General features: G+C 63.1%; 14 protein-coding genes and 1 pseudogene. 4 read left to right on the top strand and 11 right to left on the bottom strand.

The genetic code is table 11. The annotated features are described in order from the left end of the window. The first annotated feature begins 52 nt into the window (after positions 1–52). The gene (locus GC088_RS14760; protein ID WP_323959753.1) at positions 53–697 is read left to right on the top strand and encodes a methyltransferase domain-containing protein; all 645 of its coding nucleotides are present in this window, start codon (positions 53–55) and stop codon (positions 695–697) included. A 17-nt stretch (positions 698–714) separates the two neighbouring features. On the opposite strand, the gene GC088_RS14755 is transcribed toward GC088_RS14760, so the two are convergent. From GC088_RS14755 to GC088_RS14730, 6 genes are read right to left on the bottom strand one after another with little or no spacing between them, the layout of a single operon-like run. Continuing rightward, entirely contained in the window at positions 715–1494 is a 780-nt protein-coding gene (locus tag GC088_RS14755) for an HpcH/HpaI aldolase family protein (RefSeq protein WP_323959751.1), read from the bottom strand. Then, the gene (hpaH, locus tag GC088_RS14750) at positions 1479–2264 is read right to left on the bottom strand and encodes a 2-oxo-hept-4-ene-1,7-dioate hydratase (protein ID WP_323959749.1); all 786 of its coding nucleotides are present in this window, start codon (positions 2262–2264) and stop codon (positions 1479–1481) included. The genes GC088_RS14755 and hpaH overlap by 16 nt, the downstream gene beginning before the upstream one ends. 2 nt (positions 2265–2266) lie before the next feature. After that, on the bottom strand, positions 2267–3358 hold the full coding sequence (gene hpaD / locus GC088_RS14745; protein WP_323959748.1) for a 3,4-dihydroxyphenylacetate 2,3-dioxygenase: 1092 nt from the start codon (positions 3356–3358) through the stop codon (positions 2267–2269). A gap of 12 nt (positions 3359–3370) precedes the next feature. Then, on the bottom strand, positions 3371–4921 hold the full coding sequence (gene hpaE, locus GC088_RS14740) for a 5-carboxymethyl-2-hydroxymuconate semialdehyde dehydrogenase (protein ID WP_323959747.1): 1551 nt from the start codon (positions 4919–4921) through the stop codon (positions 3371–3373). Continuing rightward, positions 4902–5660 carry a GntR family transcriptional regulator gene (locus GC088_RS14735; protein WP_416377475.1) on the bottom strand — a complete coding sequence of 253 codons (759 nt, stop codon included), beginning with the start codon at positions 5658–5660 and terminating at the stop codon, positions 4902–4904. The genes hpaE and GC088_RS14735 overlap by 20 nt, the downstream gene beginning before the upstream one ends. After that, entirely contained in the window at positions 5653–7158 is a 1506-nt protein-coding gene (locus GC088_RS14730) for a fumarylacetoacetate hydrolase family protein (protein ID WP_323959746.1), read from the bottom strand. Before GC088_RS14730 ends, GC088_RS14735 begins: the two co-directional genes overlap by 8 nt. Positions 7159–7339: 181 nt before the next feature. On the opposite strand from GC088_RS14730, the gene GC088_RS14725 reads away from it, so the two are divergent. After that, positions 7340–9244, top strand: coding sequence for an FAD-binding monooxygenase (locus tag GC088_RS14725; RefSeq protein ID WP_323959745.1), 1905 nt, complete (start codon positions 7340–7342; stop codon positions 9242–9244). Here GC088_RS14725 and GC088_RS14720 read toward each other — a convergent pair. After that, positions 9241–10878 carry a xylulokinase gene (locus GC088_RS14720; RefSeq protein WP_323959744.1) on the bottom strand — a complete coding sequence of 546 codons (1638 nt, stop codon included), beginning with the start codon at positions 10876–10878 and terminating at the stop codon, positions 9241–9243. The two genes, GC088_RS14725 and GC088_RS14720, sit on opposite strands and share 4 nt — an antisense overlap. Positions 10879–11166: 288 nt before the next feature. Between GC088_RS14720 and GC088_RS14715 the strand changes: the two genes are divergently transcribed. Further along, positions 11167–11655 (top strand): hypothetical protein, encoded by a 489-nt coding sequence (locus GC088_RS14715; protein WP_323959743.1) that lies wholly within the window; start codon positions 11167–11169, stop codon positions 11653–11655. A gap of 10 nt (positions 11656–11665) precedes the next feature. On the opposite strand, the gene GC088_RS14710 is transcribed toward GC088_RS14715, so the two are convergent. Then, a complete protein-coding gene (locus tag GC088_RS14710; RefSeq protein ID WP_323959742.1) occupies positions 11666–15124 on the bottom strand; it encodes a DEAD/DEAH box helicase family protein in 3459 nt (1152 codons plus the stop codon). 89 nt (positions 15125–15213) lie between these two features. On the opposite strand from GC088_RS14710, the gene GC088_RS14705 reads away from it, so the two are divergent. Continuing rightward, complete coding sequence (locus GC088_RS14705; RefSeq protein WP_323959741.1) at positions 15214–15918, top strand: hypothetical protein; 705 nt, start codon at positions 15214–15216, stop codon at positions 15916–15918. A 78-nt stretch (positions 15919–15996) separates the two neighbouring features. Here the strand turns inward: GC088_RS14705 and GC088_RS14700 are convergent, their stop codons facing one another. The 3 genes and pseudogenes from GC088_RS14700 to GC088_RS14690 all read right to left on the bottom strand — a co-directional run bounded on the left by GC088_RS14700 (position 15997) and on the right by GC088_RS14690 (position 17867). Beyond that, on the bottom strand, positions 15997–16617 hold the full coding sequence (locus GC088_RS14700) for a restriction endonuclease (protein WP_323962100.1): 621 nt from the start codon (positions 16615–16617) through the stop codon (positions 15997–15999). Between the two features lie 75 nt (positions 16618–16692). Further along, positions 16693–16932, bottom strand: a pseudogene (locus tag GC088_RS14695) (winged helix-turn-helix domain-containing protein); the annotation flags it as partial. Continuing rightward, positions 16932–17867 (bottom strand): restriction endonuclease subunit S, encoded by a 936-nt coding sequence (locus tag GC088_RS14690; RefSeq protein WP_323959740.1) that lies wholly within the window; start codon positions 17865–17867, stop codon positions 16932–16934. The gene GC088_RS14690 and the pseudogene GC088_RS14695, both read right to left, overlap by 1 nt. Positions 17868–17987: the final 120 nt, after the last annotated feature.

Genomic DNA, 17987 nt, shown 5'->3' with positions numbered 1-17987 from the left:
ATTCGGTCGGAGTTTGCGCGCGGGAAAGGGCTGACAGAGAGAGAATTCCTGCATGACCTTCTTCGGCAATCCGGACTTCTACAGGAGAAGAGCTGCCGTCTACGACAGCATGGTGGGTTCACCTCTCTACAACCGCGTCGCCTGGGGAACGAAGCCTGAGCAGTTCGTCGAATTCGCTGCACGGGCTTTCGGGTCCGCTGACGGCCCGTTACTGGAGGTTGCGGCCGGGACGGCGTCGGCAACGAAGGTGCTTCACGTCGCTAGCCGCCGAACCACGACACTTGTGGACGCAGCTGCGCCGATGCTTCAGATCGCCGAACGGGCAATCGCGGTTGCGGCCGGCGGAACGGTACCGGAACGCATCCACTTCGAATGCCGGGACATGCTTGAACCCGCGTCCGGAACGAGATACCAGACGATTCTCGGCCTTGGCCTGCTTCACCTGGTTGACGACGTCCCCCGGCTGATCGACGCGCTGCTTGATCAGCTCTCGCCCGGCGGAACACTGTTCCTTTCCAGTCTCTTCCGCGGTTCCCGTCGCTCGGCCGCGTATCTGTCGTTGCTGCACCGCTCCGGCGAAGTGGTCACACCGCGCTCACTGGAAGAACTGCGGCAGGAAGTTTCGCGTTCATCGGCGTCGAGCGCCCGGATAACCAGTGAGGGGAGCATGGCCTACGTGGAAGTGAGCCGGGAGTAGGCGAAAGCGCCACAATGCTAGCCTCCCGGGACGAACCGCTTAGCCAGGGCCTCTGAACCGCGGGCAAGCAGCGTGACGTCGGCGCCGACCAGGATGAACGACGCCCCACGGTCAAGGTAGTGCTGCGCCGTATCGGGATTGAAGGCGTTGACGCCGGCCGGCTTCCCGGCCCGCCGCGCGGCCTCAAGACAATATTCGACGGCGGCACGCACCTCCTCATGCTCCTGCTGACCCAGCAGGCCCATGGTCGCGGACAGGTCGGCCGGGCCGATGAAGATTGCGTCCACCCCATCAACTGCGAGGATGCCCGAAACGGCTTCCACCGCCGCAACGGACTCGATCTGCACTGTCACGCTGATCGTGTCTGCAGCGGTAACAAGGTAGTCCGGCACCCGGTTCCATCGGGCGGCGCGGGCCAGTGCCGAGCCGACGCCGCGGACCCCCTCCGGCGGGTAACGGGTTGCGGCAACGGCCGCCTCCGCTTCTGCAGCCGAATGCACCATGGGAATCAACAGGTTCTGCACGCCGACGTCCAGATACTGCTTGATCAGCACGGTGTCGTTGACCGGCGGGCGCACCACCGTGGACACCGGATAACCGTGAATGGCCTGCACCTGGGCGAGGACGGATTCGAGGCCGTTGGGACTGTGCTCGGCATCCACCAGCAGCCAGTCCAGTCCGGCACCGGCACATAACTCAGCCACCAGCGGACTCCCTGAGCACACCCACATACCGGCCAGGGGGCGGCCCGAGGACGCCAGCACATCGCGGAAGGTCGGCTCTAGCGGAAGTGGCATGTCACTGCTCCCAACGGTCCGTAGTCGGCGTGCACTGTGTCGCCCTTCTGCACCCAGAGCGGGCGCGTGAAGGATCCGGCGAGGATGATGTCCCCGGCGGCCAGGCCGTCGTCGTGCGCGGCGAGCTTGTTGGCAAGCCAGAAAACACCGGCAGCGGGGTGGTCCAGCACCCCGGCGGCAACGCCGGTCTCTTCCACGATCTGGTTCCGGTAGAGGATGGCGGCCACCCAACGGAGATCGACGGCGTCGGGCCGCACCGGCCGACCGCCCACCACCATGGCGCCCATGGCGGCGTTGTCGGCGATGGTGTCCACGATGGTCCGGCCCTCCATCTCGATCCGCGAATCGAGGATCTCAAGGGCCGGCACCACATAGTCAGTGGCGTTGAGGACGTCGAACAGCGTGCAGTCCGGCCCCTTCAGCCTGTGCTTCAACACGAACGCCAACTCGACCTCGACGCGCGGGTGGGTGTAGGCGTCCCACTCGACGTCGCAGCCGGTCTGGAACACCATGTCGTCGAAGATCGCGCCGTAGTCCGGCTCGGTGATGCCGGTGGCCGCCTGCATTGCTTTCGAGGTCAGGCCGATCTTGCGCCCCAGCAGAGTGCGGCCCGCTTCCTCATGACGACGCCGCCACAACTGTTGGACGGCGTAGGAATCCTCCACCGTCATCCCGGGATAGCGGGCGGTCAGCAGGGGAACCGGTGTCCGCGTGCGCGCGGCCTGGAGTAGCTCGTCGGCGATGGCTTCAATCGTCTGGGCATCCAGCATGGTCAGAGCTGCGCCCCCAACTTGAAACCCTGTCCGGCGTCGGACCCGCTACCCGCGCCGGGTTCACGCGTGTAGGAGAACCCGTCGGCGCCCACGGTGACCGCCATCTCGCTTTTCTCCTCGCGCTCGATGACCGGTTGCGGATTGCCATCGAGGTCCAGGACCAGGGATGCCTCGGTGTACCAGGAGGGGACCACTGGGTTGCCCCACCAATCGCGGCGCTGATTGTCGTGGACGTCCCAGGTGATGGTTGGGTTATCCGGGTCCCCGGTGTAGTAGTCCTGCGTGTAGATCTCGATACGGTGCCCATCCGGGTCGAGGATGTACAGGTAGAACGCGTTCGACACACCGTGGCGGCCAGGACCACGCTCAATGCGGTCGCTGATCCGCAGAGCACCCATCTTGTCGCAGACCTGAATGATGTTGTGCTTCTCGTGGGTGGCGAACGCGATGTGGTGCATGCGCGGTCCGTTGCCGCCGGTCAGGGCAGTGTCGTGAACCGTCTGCTTGCGGTGCAGCCACGCGGCGTAGGTGACCCCGTCGGAATCCTGAATGTCCTCCGACACCCGGAAGCCCAGGTCTTCCAGATACTTGCGGCCACGGGGCACGTCCGGTGTGACCTGGTTGAAGTGGTCCAGCCGAACGAGTTCGCCGGCCGAGTACAGGTCGTAGCGCTGGGTCAGTCGCTCCACGTGCTGCACCTCGTAGAAGAACTCGTACGGGAAGCCCAGGGGATCCTCGACGCGAACGGAGTCTCCGACGCCCTTGGTGAAGCCCTCCCGGCGGCGTTCAACACGGCAGCCCAGCTCGCGGTAGTAGGCCTCGGCGGCGTCCACCCCCTCCGGGGACCTCACCCGGTAGGCCAGAGCGGCGACGGCGGCGATCGGTCCCTTGCGAAGCACCAGATTGTGGTGGATGAACTCCTCCAGCGACCGCAGGTAGATCGCCTCGTCGTCTTCCTCAGTCACGTGGAGGCCGAGGACATCGACGTAGAACTCCCGGGAGCGGGCCAGGTCCGTGACCACCAGCTCCATGTATGCACATCGGACGATGTCAGGAGCCGGAAGGTTGGGGGTGGGTACATATTCCGTCATGGCGCCTCTCTCCTAGCCTTCGTTGCCGGCGGCGTCATCGATCCGGCCGAACCGTGGGGTGTGGACGGACCCAAGCGTGACGTGGACTGCCTGCTGGTCCGTGTAGAAGTCGATTGAACGGTAACCTCCCTCGTGGCCGAGGCCGGAGGCCTTCACCCCGCCGAACGGGGTGCGCAGGTCGCGCACGTTGTGGCTGTTGAGCCATACCATCCCGGCCTCAACGCTCTGGGAGAAGTTGTGTGCCCGGGTGAGGTCGGAGGTCCAGATGTAGGCGGCGAGTCCGTAGCGGGTGTTGTTCGCCAGAGCCAGCGCCTCGTCGTCGTTCTCAAAGGGAGTGATGGTCACGACTGGACCGAAAATTTCCTCCTGGAAGATGCGCGCCCCGGGGTTCACGTCGGCGAACACTGTCGGCGCAATGAAGTTGCTGTTGGTCAGCCCAAGGGGCAGGTTGTCCGGGCGCCCGCCGCCGGCCAGTAGCCGGCCCTCGGACTTCCCGAGCTCCACGTAGGAGGCAACCTTCTCGTAGTGCTCGGGGTGGACCAGCGCGCCGACCTCCGTCTTCGGATCCTGCGGGTCACCGACCACAATGTTCTTCGCGCGCGCTGCGTACTTCTCGCAGAACTCGTCGTAGATGGGACGCTCCACCAGGATCCGTGAACCCGCCGTGCAGCGCTCGCCGTTCAGGGAGAAGACACCGAAGAGTGCGGAGTCGATCGCGGCGTCCAGGTCGGCGTCGGCGAAGACCACGCAGGGGGACTTCCCGCCGAGCTCCATCGACAGACCCTTCAGGTTCGCCGCAGCGTTCCGGAAGATCGTCTGTCCGGTGGTGGTTTCGCCGGTGAAGGAGATCAATGGGACGTCGGGATGCCGGACCAGCGCATCGCCGGCTTCCTCCCCGAGGCCGTTCACGAGGTTGAAGACGCCCTTCGGCACACCGGCGTCCTCGAAGATCGAGGCCCAGAGGGTGGCGGACAGCGGCGTGAACTCGGCCGGCTTCAGGACAACGGTGTTACCGGTTGCCAGGGCGGGCGCAAGCTTCCAGGACTCCAGCATGAACGGCGTGTTCCACGGAGTGATGAGTCCGGCCACCCCGATCGGCTTCCGGTTGACGTAGTTGATCTGAGAGCCCGGAACCTTCATGGCGTCGTCGAACTGGGCGACGATCAGGTCGGCGAAGAAACGGAAGTTCTCGGCCGCGCGCAGAGCTTGGCCGCGGGCCTGCGTGATCGGCAGTCCGGTGTCGAAGGTTTCGAGTTCGGCGAGCCGGGCCTCCTGCGCCTCGACAGCGTCGGCGATCCGGTTCAGTATCCGCGAGCGTTCACGCGGCTTCAGCCTCGGCCAGGGGCCGTGGAGGAATGCCTGGCGCGCGGCTGCGACGGCGGCGTCGATGTCTTCCTTCCGGGCCGCCGCCGCAGTGGCGTAACTGGTGTTCGAAACGGGATCCAGCACGTCAAAGGTCGCTCCGCTGATGGAGTCGACAAGCTGGCCGTTGATGTAGTGCTGAAGGTGGGTGGGCAGGCTATGCGGCAGGAAGCGGGTGCTCTCAGGTGCTGGGGACGTCATCGTTCTCCTCCTGGCTCTCGTGCGGAATGTCCTGGCGGGCAGTCGAAGCCGCCTGCGTCAGGTAGGCGTCAAGGGTGGCGGCGCGGTGTCTCCGGGCGGCGCGTTCAATGATGTCCGCTTCGGCATGAGTTTCGATCAACTGCAGCAGTTCGTCGTGTTCGCGAACCGATTCGCGCGCCCGCCCGGGCACGAAGCGGAAGGTCGACGACCGCAGCGTGGCCAGCCGGTTCCAGCCGCGGTGCACGAGGTCCAGGATGTGTGGATTCGGGCAGTGCTCGAAGAGGACACTATGGAAGTCCTGGTTGAGCACGGTGAAGCGCACCGGATCGAAATGCTCAAGGCATTCGCGCATCTTTCCGTTCAGCTCACGCGCCCGGTCGATGGCCGCCGCATCCAGATGAGGTGCCGCCAGGGCGGTTGCCGCTCCCTCCACGATGCTGAGGGTCTGCATGGTGTGCAGGTACTCGGTGGGATCGATGCCGGATACGGTGGCGCCGATATTCCGCTCGAACGTCACGAGCCCTTCGGCCTCCAGCCGCCGGATCGCCTCCCGCACGGGTACCACGCTGCAGCCAAGGTCTACGGCGATTTTCGCGAGCACCAGGCGGTATCCCGGTGAGAAGGTGCCTTCCAGGATCCTCGCCTTGATTGAGGTGTAGGCCTGCTCGGACTTACTCGCAGCCTTTGCGTCATTCGCTTCCCGTACGATGGCGGAGCCCGCCACGGCGATGTCAGCCACCTGCCGGTCCTTCCGAATTTCGAGCTGCCGCCCACTCCCGGTACTTCGCGCGCCATTCGGCGTTCATCGGGAAGAGACCGTCCACGCTTTTGCCCTGCCGGACCATCTCGTAGATGAACTCCTCCTCCTTTTCCTGCTCGATGCCGGCGTCTGCTACCTCTTCCGCGAGTGCCGGCGGGATCACGACGATGCCATCGGCGTCGGCAACGATGATGTCGCCGGGCTGGACGGTGGTGCCCCCGCAGGCGATAGTTCCGTCGGTTTCCCAGGGGATGTGCCGGCGACCGAGCACAGCCGGGTGCGGATTCGCGAAGTAGACGGGCATATCAAGGTCGGCGACAGCTGAAAGGTCCCGGACGCCGCCGTCCGTGATTATGGCCGCCGCTCCGCGAACATGTGCGCGCAGTGCGAGGACGTCGCCCACAGTTCCCGCGCCCTTCTCTCCGCGGGCCTCGAGAACGAGGATCTCGCCGTCGTTCACGGAATCTATGGCACGCTTCTGCGCGTTGAAGCCCCCGCCGTGGGAGTCGAAAAGGTCTTCGCGGTTTGGGACGAAGCGCAGGGTGCGCGCCGTGCCGACCACCCGACGGTCGGATCGGGTGGCCTGCAGGCCGTCGATGGTTACGTTGTTCAGCCCGCGCTTGCGCAGTTGCGAGGACAGGGTGGCGGTAGCGACACTTCCCAGTCTCTTCCTGAGCTCCGGCGCCAGGGCCGGTTGGCGAGGGGGCAGTCCGGCCGCCTGCCGGGAGCCGTAGGCTTCCTCCCGCTGCGTGTCATCGGTCCTGGGCGTGGCACCGAAGGCGGCGAACGGCGTCGTTCCTTCCATCACCCGAGTGGTCAGCCTGCCGCTGCTGTAGCTGCCGGCGGTGACTTCGATTTCGATGACGTCGCCCGGCTGCGCCACGGACGCACCGGCCGGGGTGCCGGTCAGGATGATGTCGCCGGTCTCCAGCGTGAGAAGTTGTGACAGGTCGGCGACCAGTTGCGCGAAGGGGAAGAGGAGGTCCTCGGTTGTGTCATCCTGCGTGAGTTCGCCGTTGTGCCAGGTGCGGATGCGGATGGCCGAGGGGCCGACGTCGGCAGCGGGAATGAGCGAAGGCCCGACAGGGGTGAAACCGTCGCCACCCTTTGAGCGGAGGTTTGAGCCCTTGTCGGCATGCCGCAGATCATAGACGCCGAGGTCGTTGCCGGCTGTCACCCATTCAACGTGGTTCCAGGCTTCCTGGAGACTTACACGCCGGGCGGGAGCGCCGATGACGAGCGCTATCTCGCCTTCATACCCGAGCAGCTCGCAGCCGGCGGGGCGTTCTACCGTGCCTGGCGCGTCGGGTGATCCCAGTGCGAGCGACGACGGCGGCTTGAGGAAGTACGACGGCTGGTCGGGCGTGCGTCCGCGCTGGGCGGCGCGGCTCGGGTAATTGACGTGAACGGCGATCACCTTGCGGGTGCGTGCGAGCAGTTCGGCGCTAACGGGCGGGGCGGAGCCCATCGCGGTCATTGCTTCCTCATCTCGCGTCTTTGGGAGTTCGAGCTGGAAATGTACGAAATCGTATACGCTGAGTCTGGGGTGTGAGCTGGACCACGTCAAGCTCGTTGTCACTCCGGAACGCGGGTTTTACAGTTCTCGTGTACGGCTCGTGTGTCAGCTGTTCGAATCACAACGAAGTGAGTGAGCAACCGTGCATTTTCACCATCACGGATACGTCTCCGGAGACCCCCGGATTCAGCCGGTCTCGGGCACCGGCGTCGACCGGCCTGAGGAATTGCCCGCCGAGGTGGACGTCCTCATCGTCGGCACCGGCCCGGCAGGAATGCTTGCGGCGGCGCAGTTGTCGCAGTTCCCGAGCATCACCACCCGCATCGTGGAGCGGCGTTCGGGCCGGCTGGCCATCGGGCAGGCGGACGGAATCCAGGCCCGCAGCGTGGAGACCTTTCAGGCGTTCGGATTCGCCGAGCGCATCGCAGCGGAGGCATACCGGATCACCGAGATGGCGTTCTGGAAGCCGGACCCGGCCGATCCGTCCCGGATCATCCGCACCGCCCGTCCCGTCGATGACCCCACCGGGATCAGCGAGTTCCCGCACCTGATCGTCAACCAGGCCCGGGTGCTCGACTACTTCGCCGAGTTCATGGCGCATGCGCCTACCCGGATGACTCCGGACTACGGACTCGAGTTCCAGGACCTGACTGTTGCCGACGGCGGCGAGTACCCAGTCACTGTGCACCTGGTCCACAGCACCGGTCCCCGCGAGGGCACTGAGCGTACACTCCGCGCGAAATACGTGATCGGGGCCGACGGCGCGCGCAGCCGGGTGCGCAAGGCCATCGGCTGCACGTTGGCGGGAGACACCGCGAATCACGCCTGGGGGGTCATGGACGCCCTCGCTGTTACGGACTTTCCCGATATCCGGCTTAAGTGCGCCATCCAGTCCGGCGCCGGAGGCAGCATTCTCCTCATTCCGCGCGAAGGGGGCCATCTCTTCCGCATGTACGTGGACCTTGGCGAAGTGCACGGCCACAACACCCGCGACATCCGAAGCACCACGATCGGGCAGATCATCGAGAAGGCCAACAAGATCCTGCACCCCTACACCCTCGACGTCCGGAACGTCGCCTGGCACAGCGTGTACGAGGTGGGGCATCGGCTTACTGACCGGTTCGACAACCTCCTTCCCGAAGAGGTCGGAACGCGTACACCGCGGGTCTTCATCACCGGGGATGCCTGCCATACGCACAGCGCCAAGGCTGGGCAGGGAATGAACGTCTCCATGCAGGACGGCTTCAACATCGCCTGGAAGTTGGGCCACGTCCTGGAGGGCCGGAGCCCTGAAAGCCTGCTCTCCACGTACTCGGCTGAGCGGCAGGTCGTCGCCCGGAACCTGATCGACTTCGACCGGCAGTGGTCCTCGATGATGGCCAAGAAGCCCGAGGAGTTCGACGACCCGACCGAACTGGAAACGTTTTACGTCCGCACCATGGAATTTCCGGCCGGGTTCATGACGGAGTACGCGCCGTCGATGATCGTGGGTCAGTCCGTGCACCAGGAATACGCCTCGGGTTTCCCGGTGGGCAAGCGCTTCAAGTCTGCACCGGTGGTTCGCGTCTGCGACACCAATCCGCTGCACCTTGGACACCAGGCGACGGCGGACGGGCGATGGCGCGTCTACGTCTTCACCGACGAGCCGCTGCCGGGAAGGGATTCTTCCGCCTCCCGTCTCGCAGACTGGCTGGCGGAGTCGCCGGAGTCCCCGCTGGCCTTTACGCCGGAGAGTGCCGATCGGGACGCCTGGTTCGACGTGAAGGTGATTTACCAGCAGAACCACCAAAGCATTGATATCAATGCGGTGCCTCCAGTGTTCAAGCCGGTCGTCGGGCCGTTCAGGCTCACCTACTACGAGAACGTGTTCGCGCTCGATCCTAGCGCCGACATCTTCGAACTGAGGGGGATCGACCGCCGAGGGGCCGTCGTCGTCGTGCGTCCCGACCAGTACGTAGCCAACGTGCTGCCGCTGACTGCAACGAAGGAACTGGGGGCGTTCTTCGCGGGCGTACACGGCGCAGCCGTGACCGCCGGCAGCAGCTAGGCGGTCCCGGTTCCCATGGGAAGCACTTCGACGGCGGTGCGCTGGGCTGCGAGGCCGGCGCTGTAGCGGTCCAGATAGCTGCTGAAGCCGGCGACGTCGGCTGCGTCGGGTTCCGTGGTTTCGAACACTGCCTCGCCGAACACGTGCTTCCGCAGGTAACCGTCGAGGTCGAGTTCGTTGCCTGACGCATTCGCCGAGGCGTAGGACGCCAACACAGCGATTCCCCACGATCCGCCCTCGGAGGCCGTCGCGGCCACGGAGACGGGTGCGGCTAGGGCGCCGGCGAGGAACCTCTGGGCCACGCCGGCGGTGCGGAACATGCCGCCGTGGGCGAACATCTGGTCCAGTTCCACGCCCTCCTCAGCAAGCACGCGCATGCCCAGGGCCAGAGTGCCGAACACCCCGTAGAGCTGTGCGCGCATGAAGTTCGCGAGCGTAAATTCGCTGTCCGGCGTGCGCAGGAAGAGCGGCCTGCCCTCGGTCAGTTCGGCGATCGGCTCACCGGCGAGGTGGTTGTAGGCGAGCAGGCCGCCGGCGTCGGGAGCGCCGTCGAGCGCTTCACGGAAGAGGGTGCTGAAGACGGTGTCGGAGTCCACGGGCGCTCCGGAGGAGGAAACCGCGCCGGAGGCCGCAGCGAAGCGGCTGAACAGGCCTACCCAGGCAGCAAGTTCGCTGGCGCCGTTGTTGCAGTGGACCATCGCGACCGGGTCGCCGGCCGGGGTGGTGACCAGGTCGAGTTCGTGGTGAACGCGTTCCAGCGGACGCTCCAGCACCACCATCGCGAAGATGCTCGTGCCGGCGCTGACGTTTCCGGTGCGCGGCGCGACGGAGCAGGTCGCCACCATGCCGGTGCCGGCGTCGCCCTCCGGCGGGCACAGTAGGGCTCCGGGCTGCAGGGTGCCGGTCGGATCGAGGAGTTTCGCTCCCTCAGCGGTGAGGTCCCCGGCCGGTTGTCCTGCAGCGAGCACTTCCGGCAGCAGGCCCCTGAGCTTTAGGCCCGGCGCGCGCTCTGCCACCAGCTCGTCGTAGCGGGATAGCAGTTCGGCGTCGTAGTCGTTGGTGGCCGAGTTGATCGGGAACATGCCGGAGGCATCGCCTACGCCGAGGACCTTGCGGCCGGTCAGTTCCCGATGCACATATCCGGCCAGGGTGGTGAACGAACCGACCTGTGGAACATGCGGCTCGCTGTCCAGGATTGCCTGGTGCAGGTGGGCGATGGACCAGCGCAGCGGGATGTTCACGCCGAACAGGTCCGTCAGTTCCGCCGCAGCCGGGCCGGTGTTCGTGTTGCGCCAGGTGCGGAAGGGAACGAGTAGATCATCTGCTTTGTCAAAGGCGAGATAGCCGTGCATCATCGCAGAGACGCCGATCGCGCCAAGGCGCTCCAGCCGGGTGCCGTAACGGCGTTCGACGTCGGCGGTCAGGTCCGCATAGGCGGCCTGAATGCCTGTCCAGACGTCCTCGAGGGAGTAGGTCCAGAGTCGGTCGACCAGTTTGTTCTCCCAGTCGTGGCTGCCCACTGCCAGCACCACGGAGGGATCCTCGCCGATCAGGCAGGCCTTGATGCGCGTGGACCCGAGCTCGATTCCGAGGGAGGCACGGCCGTCGGCAATAACGTCCTTGGGATCGGTCATGAAAGGGTCTCCTTGGTCGAGGGGTCACGGCTATTTGTGCTGGTCAACTGCCTTGGAGGCGTGCGGCGTAGACCGATTTGTGCTGACCCTCACAGCTGTTGCTCCGTCGAGCATAAGGCGTGTGCCGCGAAATGTGACCGTTCTACAATGTTGTTTCTTTCTTTGACCGGAGCGAAATTTCAGCTTGCGCGTTGGGTAGCTCTATCGATGGCGAAGCGCTGGTCGCAGCGGTTAGATTGAGCGGGCAGGTCTGGGGGAAGCGACAGCCGAACGGTGGGGGGCGAAGGTTTGTCTGAGCGTGAAACTAAAGGTGGGGCTCGGCGTAGGGGAGAGCCACACCGAAAGCCCTATTACAAGCGCTCCGCGGAGCAGGAGAAGGCTCAACGCAGGCAGGCTGCGGCTGAAGGCAGCGGGCCGATCCTGAAACGGAGGGGTTACTACCGACGCGCCGTCGAGGAGGACGCCGCCCGTCAGGGACTCACCGTTGAAGAATACGGAGTCTACAAGGGGTCATCCGGCAGCCTCGTCAAGCCGGTCAATTCGGCCGGAGGGCTGCTCGCCATTTGCCTTCTCATGAGTTTGTTCACCCTGTTCTCGCTCGTGTCCGTAGTCATGATCTTTGTTACGGGCGACGATGTGGAGAGTTGGGGCGAGCTGATTTTCGGTCTGGTGATGGTTTCCATCCTCCTCCCCTGGAGTTGGCGGTACTACTACGTCGAACGTCGCGCGGAGCGGCTCCGCAGGGAGCACGGCAAGACGTTGATCCGGCCTGAATGACGCGCGCGAGTCAGCTCGCTTTGGTCGTTTCCCTGAACTGCCTCAGGACGCCATCGAGCACGTCGAGCTGTTCTTCGCGGAACAGCTGCTCTGGGCCGGCAGGGGCAAGGCTGTTGAAAGGGGACTCGTACAACTGACCGACGTCCATCACCCCGTTACGGGTGAGATGCTGGACGATCATGTTGACGAAGTCGAGCTGTGCCGCCGTGAGCGTGGTTCCGGCGATGAAGTCCGCCATCGCCTCCTTCACGGCGTCGGGTTCAAGTCCCACCAGCGAGCGTACGAAGTAGCCCAATCCTTCGGAGGCGGCCCGGTCCAGGTCTTCCCGGGATCCGGCGCCGCTTTCCAGCAGTAGACGTTCAAGCTCCTGAAGATCGAGTTCGGTCAACGGACGGTTTCTGCGGAGGCGTTGGATGGTGGCGTGGTCCATCTTGTCGGCCAGATATGCGCGCACCTTGTCGCTGTACCGCGCTATGTCCACGGGTCCCTGGACGTCAGGAAGGTCGACCTCACGCACTTCGCCGAGTACGTCCTCAAAGCGTGTGTAAACCACCTTGCGCCGCTTCTTCTCAATGAGGTGGACCAACGGGCGGAGCTTTCGGCGGATCTCCTCCAACCAGATGGGGGACGCAGCCTCCCAGTGCAACGGATTGAGGACCTCCTCGATCAGTGGAAGCTGCGCGGCAATCGCCGGGATGGTGGTTTGATCCTGTAACGCGGAGGCGATGTCGATGATCTTGCGTTGCAGCGAGGGAAGCTTCGCTGGTTCGGTGAGGAGCGCCAGTTGAGCGCTGAACAGGAGCTGATCGAACCGTTTTGCTTCCTCGGTGTCGGCCGGTGCAGTGATCACCGCGAGATCACTGACCTGTCCCTCAAGCACCTCGACGTCGTGCGGATCAAGACTCTCCCACGTCTCCTTCTGCGCGAATCGGTCCACCTGCTCCAGCCGGGGCCGCACCCGAAAATTCTCGCGGGGCAGGTCCCGCACTCCAGCGTGGAGTGCGTCCCGCAACGAGGTGACATAGTCGCCGTCGTACTCGCTGTACTGCAGTGCCTGAAGCAAACGGACGCGGGTTACAAAAGTGCGCTGCGCGAGCGGTTTGGCGAGTTGCCCTTCCGAGAGTTCAAGCCCGGCATTGAAGAATTCGGCGTTGCGGCACAGGTCGAAGATCAGGAAATCCTGCTTGTGCTCACCCGGGCCGTACAGATCAGGGGATAGCCGTGTTCCGCGTCCCACCATCTGCCAAAACTTGGTCTTGGATCGCACCAGCTTGAAGAAGACCAAATTCACTACCTGCGGCACGTCGATGCCGGTGTCCAGCATGTCCACGGAGATAGCGATGTCCGGCTTCCCATCGGTCTTCCCGAAGGACTCGATGAGCGTGGAGGCGTAGTTCACGTCGTACGTGATGACCTGGGCGAGCTCTCCCTTCTCGCCCGGATAATTCACATTGAAGCGTTGCTCGATGAAGCGGGCGTGATCGTTGTTCCGAGCGAAGATGATCGTCTTGCCGATTCGATCTCCGCCGGCCACGCGATGACCGCGTTCCATGAGCACCTGGAGCGCCTTGTCTACCGTGTCCTGGTTGAAAAGCCACTTGTTGACGACGGCGCGATCCACCTCGTCCGGTATCTCACCGTCTTCGTCCCATTCCTTGGAGTCCCACTCATCCTTTTCCTCCTCGCTCAGATCCTCGTAACGGATCCCCTCATAGGGAAATTTGAGCGGTACTTCAATGATTCGCGGAGGTACGAGCCAGCGGTCTTCGATCGCTTTATTCAACTCGTAGGCGAAGGTGGGGACGTTGTCCTCGATGCCGAAGAGGGCGAAGGTGTTGCGGTCGACGTCGTCGGTGGGTGTGGCCGTGAGGCCGATGAGGAAGGAGTCGAAGTAGTCGAAGATTGCTTTGTACTTCTGGTACACGGAGCGGTGTGCCTCATCGACAATGATCAGGTCGTAGTGTCCGATGCCGTACCGTTCGCGGTTCACCTTGCCATCACCCACGGTCTCATCGATCAGATTCATCATGGTGGGGTAAGTGGCGAGGTGAATGCGGCTGTCGGCGACTTTGTCCCGGCCGAGAACCTCCGGAGCTGAACCCGGCAAGTGAGTCTTGAACGCCTTGGCCGCCTGATCGACCAGCGCGACGCGGTCGGCGAGGAACAGTACTCGTTTCACCCAGTTGGACTTCATCAGCAGGTCGGCCAGCGCGATCACTGTACGGGTCTTACCGGTTCCGGTGGCCATCACCACCAGTGCAAGGCGCTCGGCGTCGTTCTCGAAGGCCTGCGTGACGGCGCGGATTGCCGCGTGCTGGTAGTCGCGCTCCACTATTGAGTTGTTGATGACAGCCTGCGCAAGCGGCTTCCGAGTGCTTCGGCGGTCCATCATGAGCTGCAACTGGTCGCGGGTATGGAAGCCCTGGACCTTACGCTCGGCGTAGAAGGCGTCATCCCAGATGTAGGTCTGGTAGCCGTTGGTGAAGTAGATGACCGGTCGCTGGCCGAAGCGGCGTTCCAGGCAGTCGGCGTAGAGGCGGGCCTGCTGCCTGCCGTTGTGCGGGTCCTTCGAGGTGCGCTTTGCCTCGACGACGGCGAGCGGGAGACCGTTGGACCCCCACAAAACGTAGTCAGCCGCGCCCTTGCCTGTGAGGGTTCCGGCTGCAGTTGGCATCGTGTCGACTGGAAATTCGCGTACGTCCGGGGCGGTCAGGTCCCACCCGGCCCATTCCAACTGCGGATCAATCAGATCCGTTCTGGTGATGCCTTCGTTGTAGTTGTGCGTGTCCGGTTCGTGCCGTCGCTGCGCGGTAACTAGCTTGATCTGCTCGCGCAGCTCCTTGAGTTCATCTTCGAGGCTGGCTGTCTGCTGGGTTGCCTCGGCCAGTTTGCGGTCGCGTTCTTCCAGATCCTTTGCCAGCTTCGCGACCTGCTCGGCGGTTTTGGGTACGACGTCGGTGGGCTGGCTCTCCGTCGCTTGTCCCGGTTTGGGTGGGACCGGCATTGGCCGGCGCTGCGGGCTGAGGAGTGCGCCGTCGAAGGTGAGCCCCGGCGTCGGGCGGTTTCGTTCTTCCCGGGAGTAGCGGTGCGCGAGCCAGAAGCAAGTTTGGAAGAGTTCCCTAACGATCGCGTCCGCCGTCTGTGGGCTCATGGGGACGTTGGTGTGGACAGCCTTATTCGCGACTTTCCGGATGGTGTGCATCTTGTCAAGGAGTCGCTCGCCGGCCAGCCGCTTGAAGGAGGGCTCATTGAGCATGCCGTTGAGGTCGTCTTTGTACGGCTGATTGAGGGAGGTATCTGCGGTGAAGATCCACTGCAGGGTGAACTCAAGCGTGCGGCGACAGTAGAGGAGAGAGGTGCGCGGGTCGATGCGGGCGAACCGTTCGGCGCTGTGTGCTTCCTTGGCGATGTCCGGCCATTCGGCGCGCAGGAACGCAAAGTTGCTCGGCGTCTTAGCTGCGTCCCCCACTAGCGCATCCTCTGTGACTCAGATGTAGGCATCGAACCCGGCCGACTCATTCAAAGCACGATGCTGAAACTGGCTAGCAAAGGTCGATAATGGTCGAGGTTCACTTGAAGACGATAGCAATTGGGGGAGAACCAGTGAAGAAGACGTCAACCTACCTGGCTGTTGCGACCGCCGTTGCCCTGGCTACAGGCGGGTGCGGAAATACCGAGAGCCTCGGTCCAGGATCTGAAAGGGATCCGGCTCCGCAGAGGGAGTCGGCCTCGGTTGCAGCGCCCGAAGAGGCGCAGGAAGAAGCAGCGGAGGAGTTGGAAGCGGACGAGGCGGAAGCTTCAGACGAGGAATGGCGCTTCGTGGAGGAGTTTGCGGAGCCGTTCGTCTGGGAAGAGGGAGGCGTGCGTCTCTCAGTTACCGGGATCGGAATCACCGACGCTACATCTCCGGAGGTGCCAGCAGAGGTGTCAGAACTCCTTGGTGAGGAAACCCAGGCCGTTGTCGTTCTCGAGATGACCGCTTCGAACGACACCGGTCAGGTTGTCAACTTCTTCCCTGGACAGGGTTCCATTCAATTGCTGCGCGAACAGGTTGATGCAGAGTTATTCCTAAGCGATTCAATCGCAGGAAACGATTGGCGGGATGGAGTGGATGGAGACGGCCAAGTCTTCTGGTCGCTGCAGAACACCCCGTTCAAGGAAGCGGTAGAGGCTGGGGAACTTACGTTCGTAGCCGGTGGGGCATCCTCACAGGAATTCGCGACCATTACCGACGATGTAGAAATAACTGTTACCTGGGGGTAACCGGCGCCGCTTGCGAGACTGCCGGAGACCCGAGCTTGTGCTCCTGATGTTGCCTACTGAGCCAGGAGCACAAGCCTCTTATTCGAAGTAGTCCTCGTCGAGGTCGACGACGTCATAGGTCTGCTTCACCTGGACGCCTACCCGGTACTTGATCATCAGGTTCACCAGTCTGACGCTGTCGATCAGGATCACGCGCGACGGAATACCTGCTGCATAGCTTCGCGCGTGGTCCGTGAAGCTGCTCGTTGTTATGAACACCCCTCTAGACGCACCCGCGCCGTGCAGTGCGCCGACGAATGCCTGGATAGTTTCACGACCGACGTTGTTGCCGTCCTTGTACCGCTTCGCTTGAATGTAGATCTGGTCCAGCCCGAGAGCGTCCTGGTCGATGACGCCGTCGACGCCGCCGTCGCCCGTACCGCCGATCCGCTTCCCGCGCTGTTCTGCTCCCCCGTAACCCATCTTGAGGAGCAAATCGACGACGGCTTGCTCGAAAAAGGCTGGGTGGCTGTCCCTCAGTCGCTGAAGCAATTCGTCACCGACCTTCGCATGAATCTTGTCTACGCTGTCTTCGATCTGCTCAACGGGGTCAAGGTCCTCGATGAGGCTGTCATCGGGCTGCTGTTCCCTCCCGGAAGACGCCTTTGCGGTCTTTGGCCAGAATGGAGCAAAGAACGCATGAGCTTGGGAATAGTCCATCCCGTTTGGGTGCTGCGCATACCACGCACGGCCAGCTTCATTAATCTCGTACTCACCACGAGTTGGACGCGATAGCAGTCCTGCTCTCATGAGGTGGCTGAGCACCCATCCCATCCGTTGCTCGTATCGCAGATTGCCCTTCTTGAGACGCTCCCCCCGAGCAGTCTCGCTCAAACCCGCAACATCGGCTGCTCGACTGAACAATTCCCGTCGGTGATAGCGCTTGCCGTCGGACAGAACCTCCAGCACCGGCGCTAGAAGCGCAGGCCAGATTGGGACCTCAGTGGTCTCTGAATCGGCAAATGGTTCGGTCATCAAAGTTCTCCTTTGAACGCGCGGTGTTGAAGAGAGGCGAAGAGAGCGTCTAGTTGTGAGAGTTGTGCGCGATGGTGCTCTTTCAAGCGCTCGACGGCGGTGACGCGGTCTGCGAATTCACGCTGCAGCTCTATTGGGGGCAAAAGGAGCGGAAATGCGCTCAGCTGAGTCTTGTTGATTGACGCTATTCCAGTCGTTTGTTTCGCCGATCGCAGGAAGTATGCCCTTCCGCGATCGCTTCCGGTGAGCCAGTTGAGGAACAGTGGGTGGAGACAGTCGCTATCGGTCACACGGACACGAAAGACGTGGTTTTGATGTATCGCGATGGGCAACTCTTCATTCCAGAGTGTGCCTCGCCCAAGTTTGTCGGGATCGCCACCCTCGGTGAGCAGAAGGTCGTGATGGCGGAGCTGAAGACGTTCGATCTCCTCGTCAGTCGCATCAATGGTTTTCACAGCGTTCAAATCCAAGCGTTTGTCCTGGACGTTCGAAACTGCGAGATAGGGAACCTTCCGGAGCTTTTCGGCCTTCGTGCGCCGTCCCTTTGTTATCCCGGAAACGACTTCAGCGAATCTTGAGAGTGGGCCCGCCCCCCAATCCGGTCGGCCGTTGTTCAGGTCCCCGAACATTTCATTGAAGATTGATTGACGGAGGGAGTCGAGGTGGGCGAGGGCTTCGTGGCGCTTAGCGCGGAGTCCATCGGCCTTGTCTAAGATCGCCGCGATGCGCTGCTGCTCGCCGAGAGGCGGAAGCGGGAGTCGTGAACTTAAGACGACACTGTCGGAGACTGCTGGATAGCTCGCGCCAGTTGCCTTCCGCACCATGTCATCGATGAACTGAGGGGATTTAACCCAGTGGAAGGCATAAGACGCTTCGAGTTGATGCGGGTTCGGCCGAACCACGCAAAAACCAGTTGAACCGATGGATCCGTCCAAGTCTGTAGGTACGCGAGCAACTCCATTCAGATTCGGTCGAACTGTGGATATGAGAATGTCATCAGTACGAAGAACTTGCCTGGCGCGGCTCGGTGCTTTCTGGCCGCTAAGCAATTGAGG

Source organism: Arthrobacter sp. JZ12, assembly GCF_035189165.1.
GTDB lineage: Bacteria > Actinomycetota > Actinomycetes > Actinomycetales > Micrococcaceae > Arthrobacter_D.
The sequence above is the reverse complement of the archived record's forward strand: the minus strand, read 5'-3'. Positions and strand labels throughout refer to the sequence as shown.

Bases quoted from the DNA above. Each gene is read 5' to 3' on its own strand.
- GC088_RS14760 (WP_323959753.1), top strand. From the start codon at position 53: ATGACCTTCTTCGGCAATCCGGACTTCTACAGGAGAAGAGCTGCCGTC.
- GC088_RS14755 (WP_323959751.1), bottom strand. From the start codon at position 1,494: ATGCCACTTCCGCTAGAGCCGACCTTCCGCGATGTGCTGGCGTCCTCG.
- hpaH (WP_323959749.1), bottom strand. From the start codon at position 2,264: ATGCTGGATGCCCAGACGATTGAAGCCATCGCCGACGAGCTACTCCAG.
- hpaD (WP_323959748.1), bottom strand. From the start codon at position 3,358: ATGACGGAATATGTACCCACCCCCAACCTTCCGGCTCCTGACATCGTC.
- hpaE (WP_323959747.1), bottom strand. From the start codon at position 4,921: ATGACGTCCCCAGCACCTGAGAGCACCCGCTTCCTGCCGCATAGCCTG.
- GC088_RS14730 (WP_323959746.1), bottom strand. From the start codon at position 7,158: ATGACCGCGATGGGCTCCGCCCCGCCCGTTAGCGCCGAACTGCTCGCA.
- GC088_RS14720 (WP_323959744.1), bottom strand. From the start codon at position 10,878: ATGACCGATCCCAAGGACGTTATTGCCGACGGCCGTGCCTCCCTCGGA.
- GC088_RS14705 (WP_323959741.1), top strand. From the start codon at position 15,214: ATGGTCGAGGTTCACTTGAAGACGATAGCAATTGGGGGAGAACCAGTG.
- GC088_RS14700 (WP_323962100.1), bottom strand. From the start codon at position 16,617: ATGGACTATTCCCAAGCTCATGCGTTCTTTGCTCCATTCTGGCCAAAG.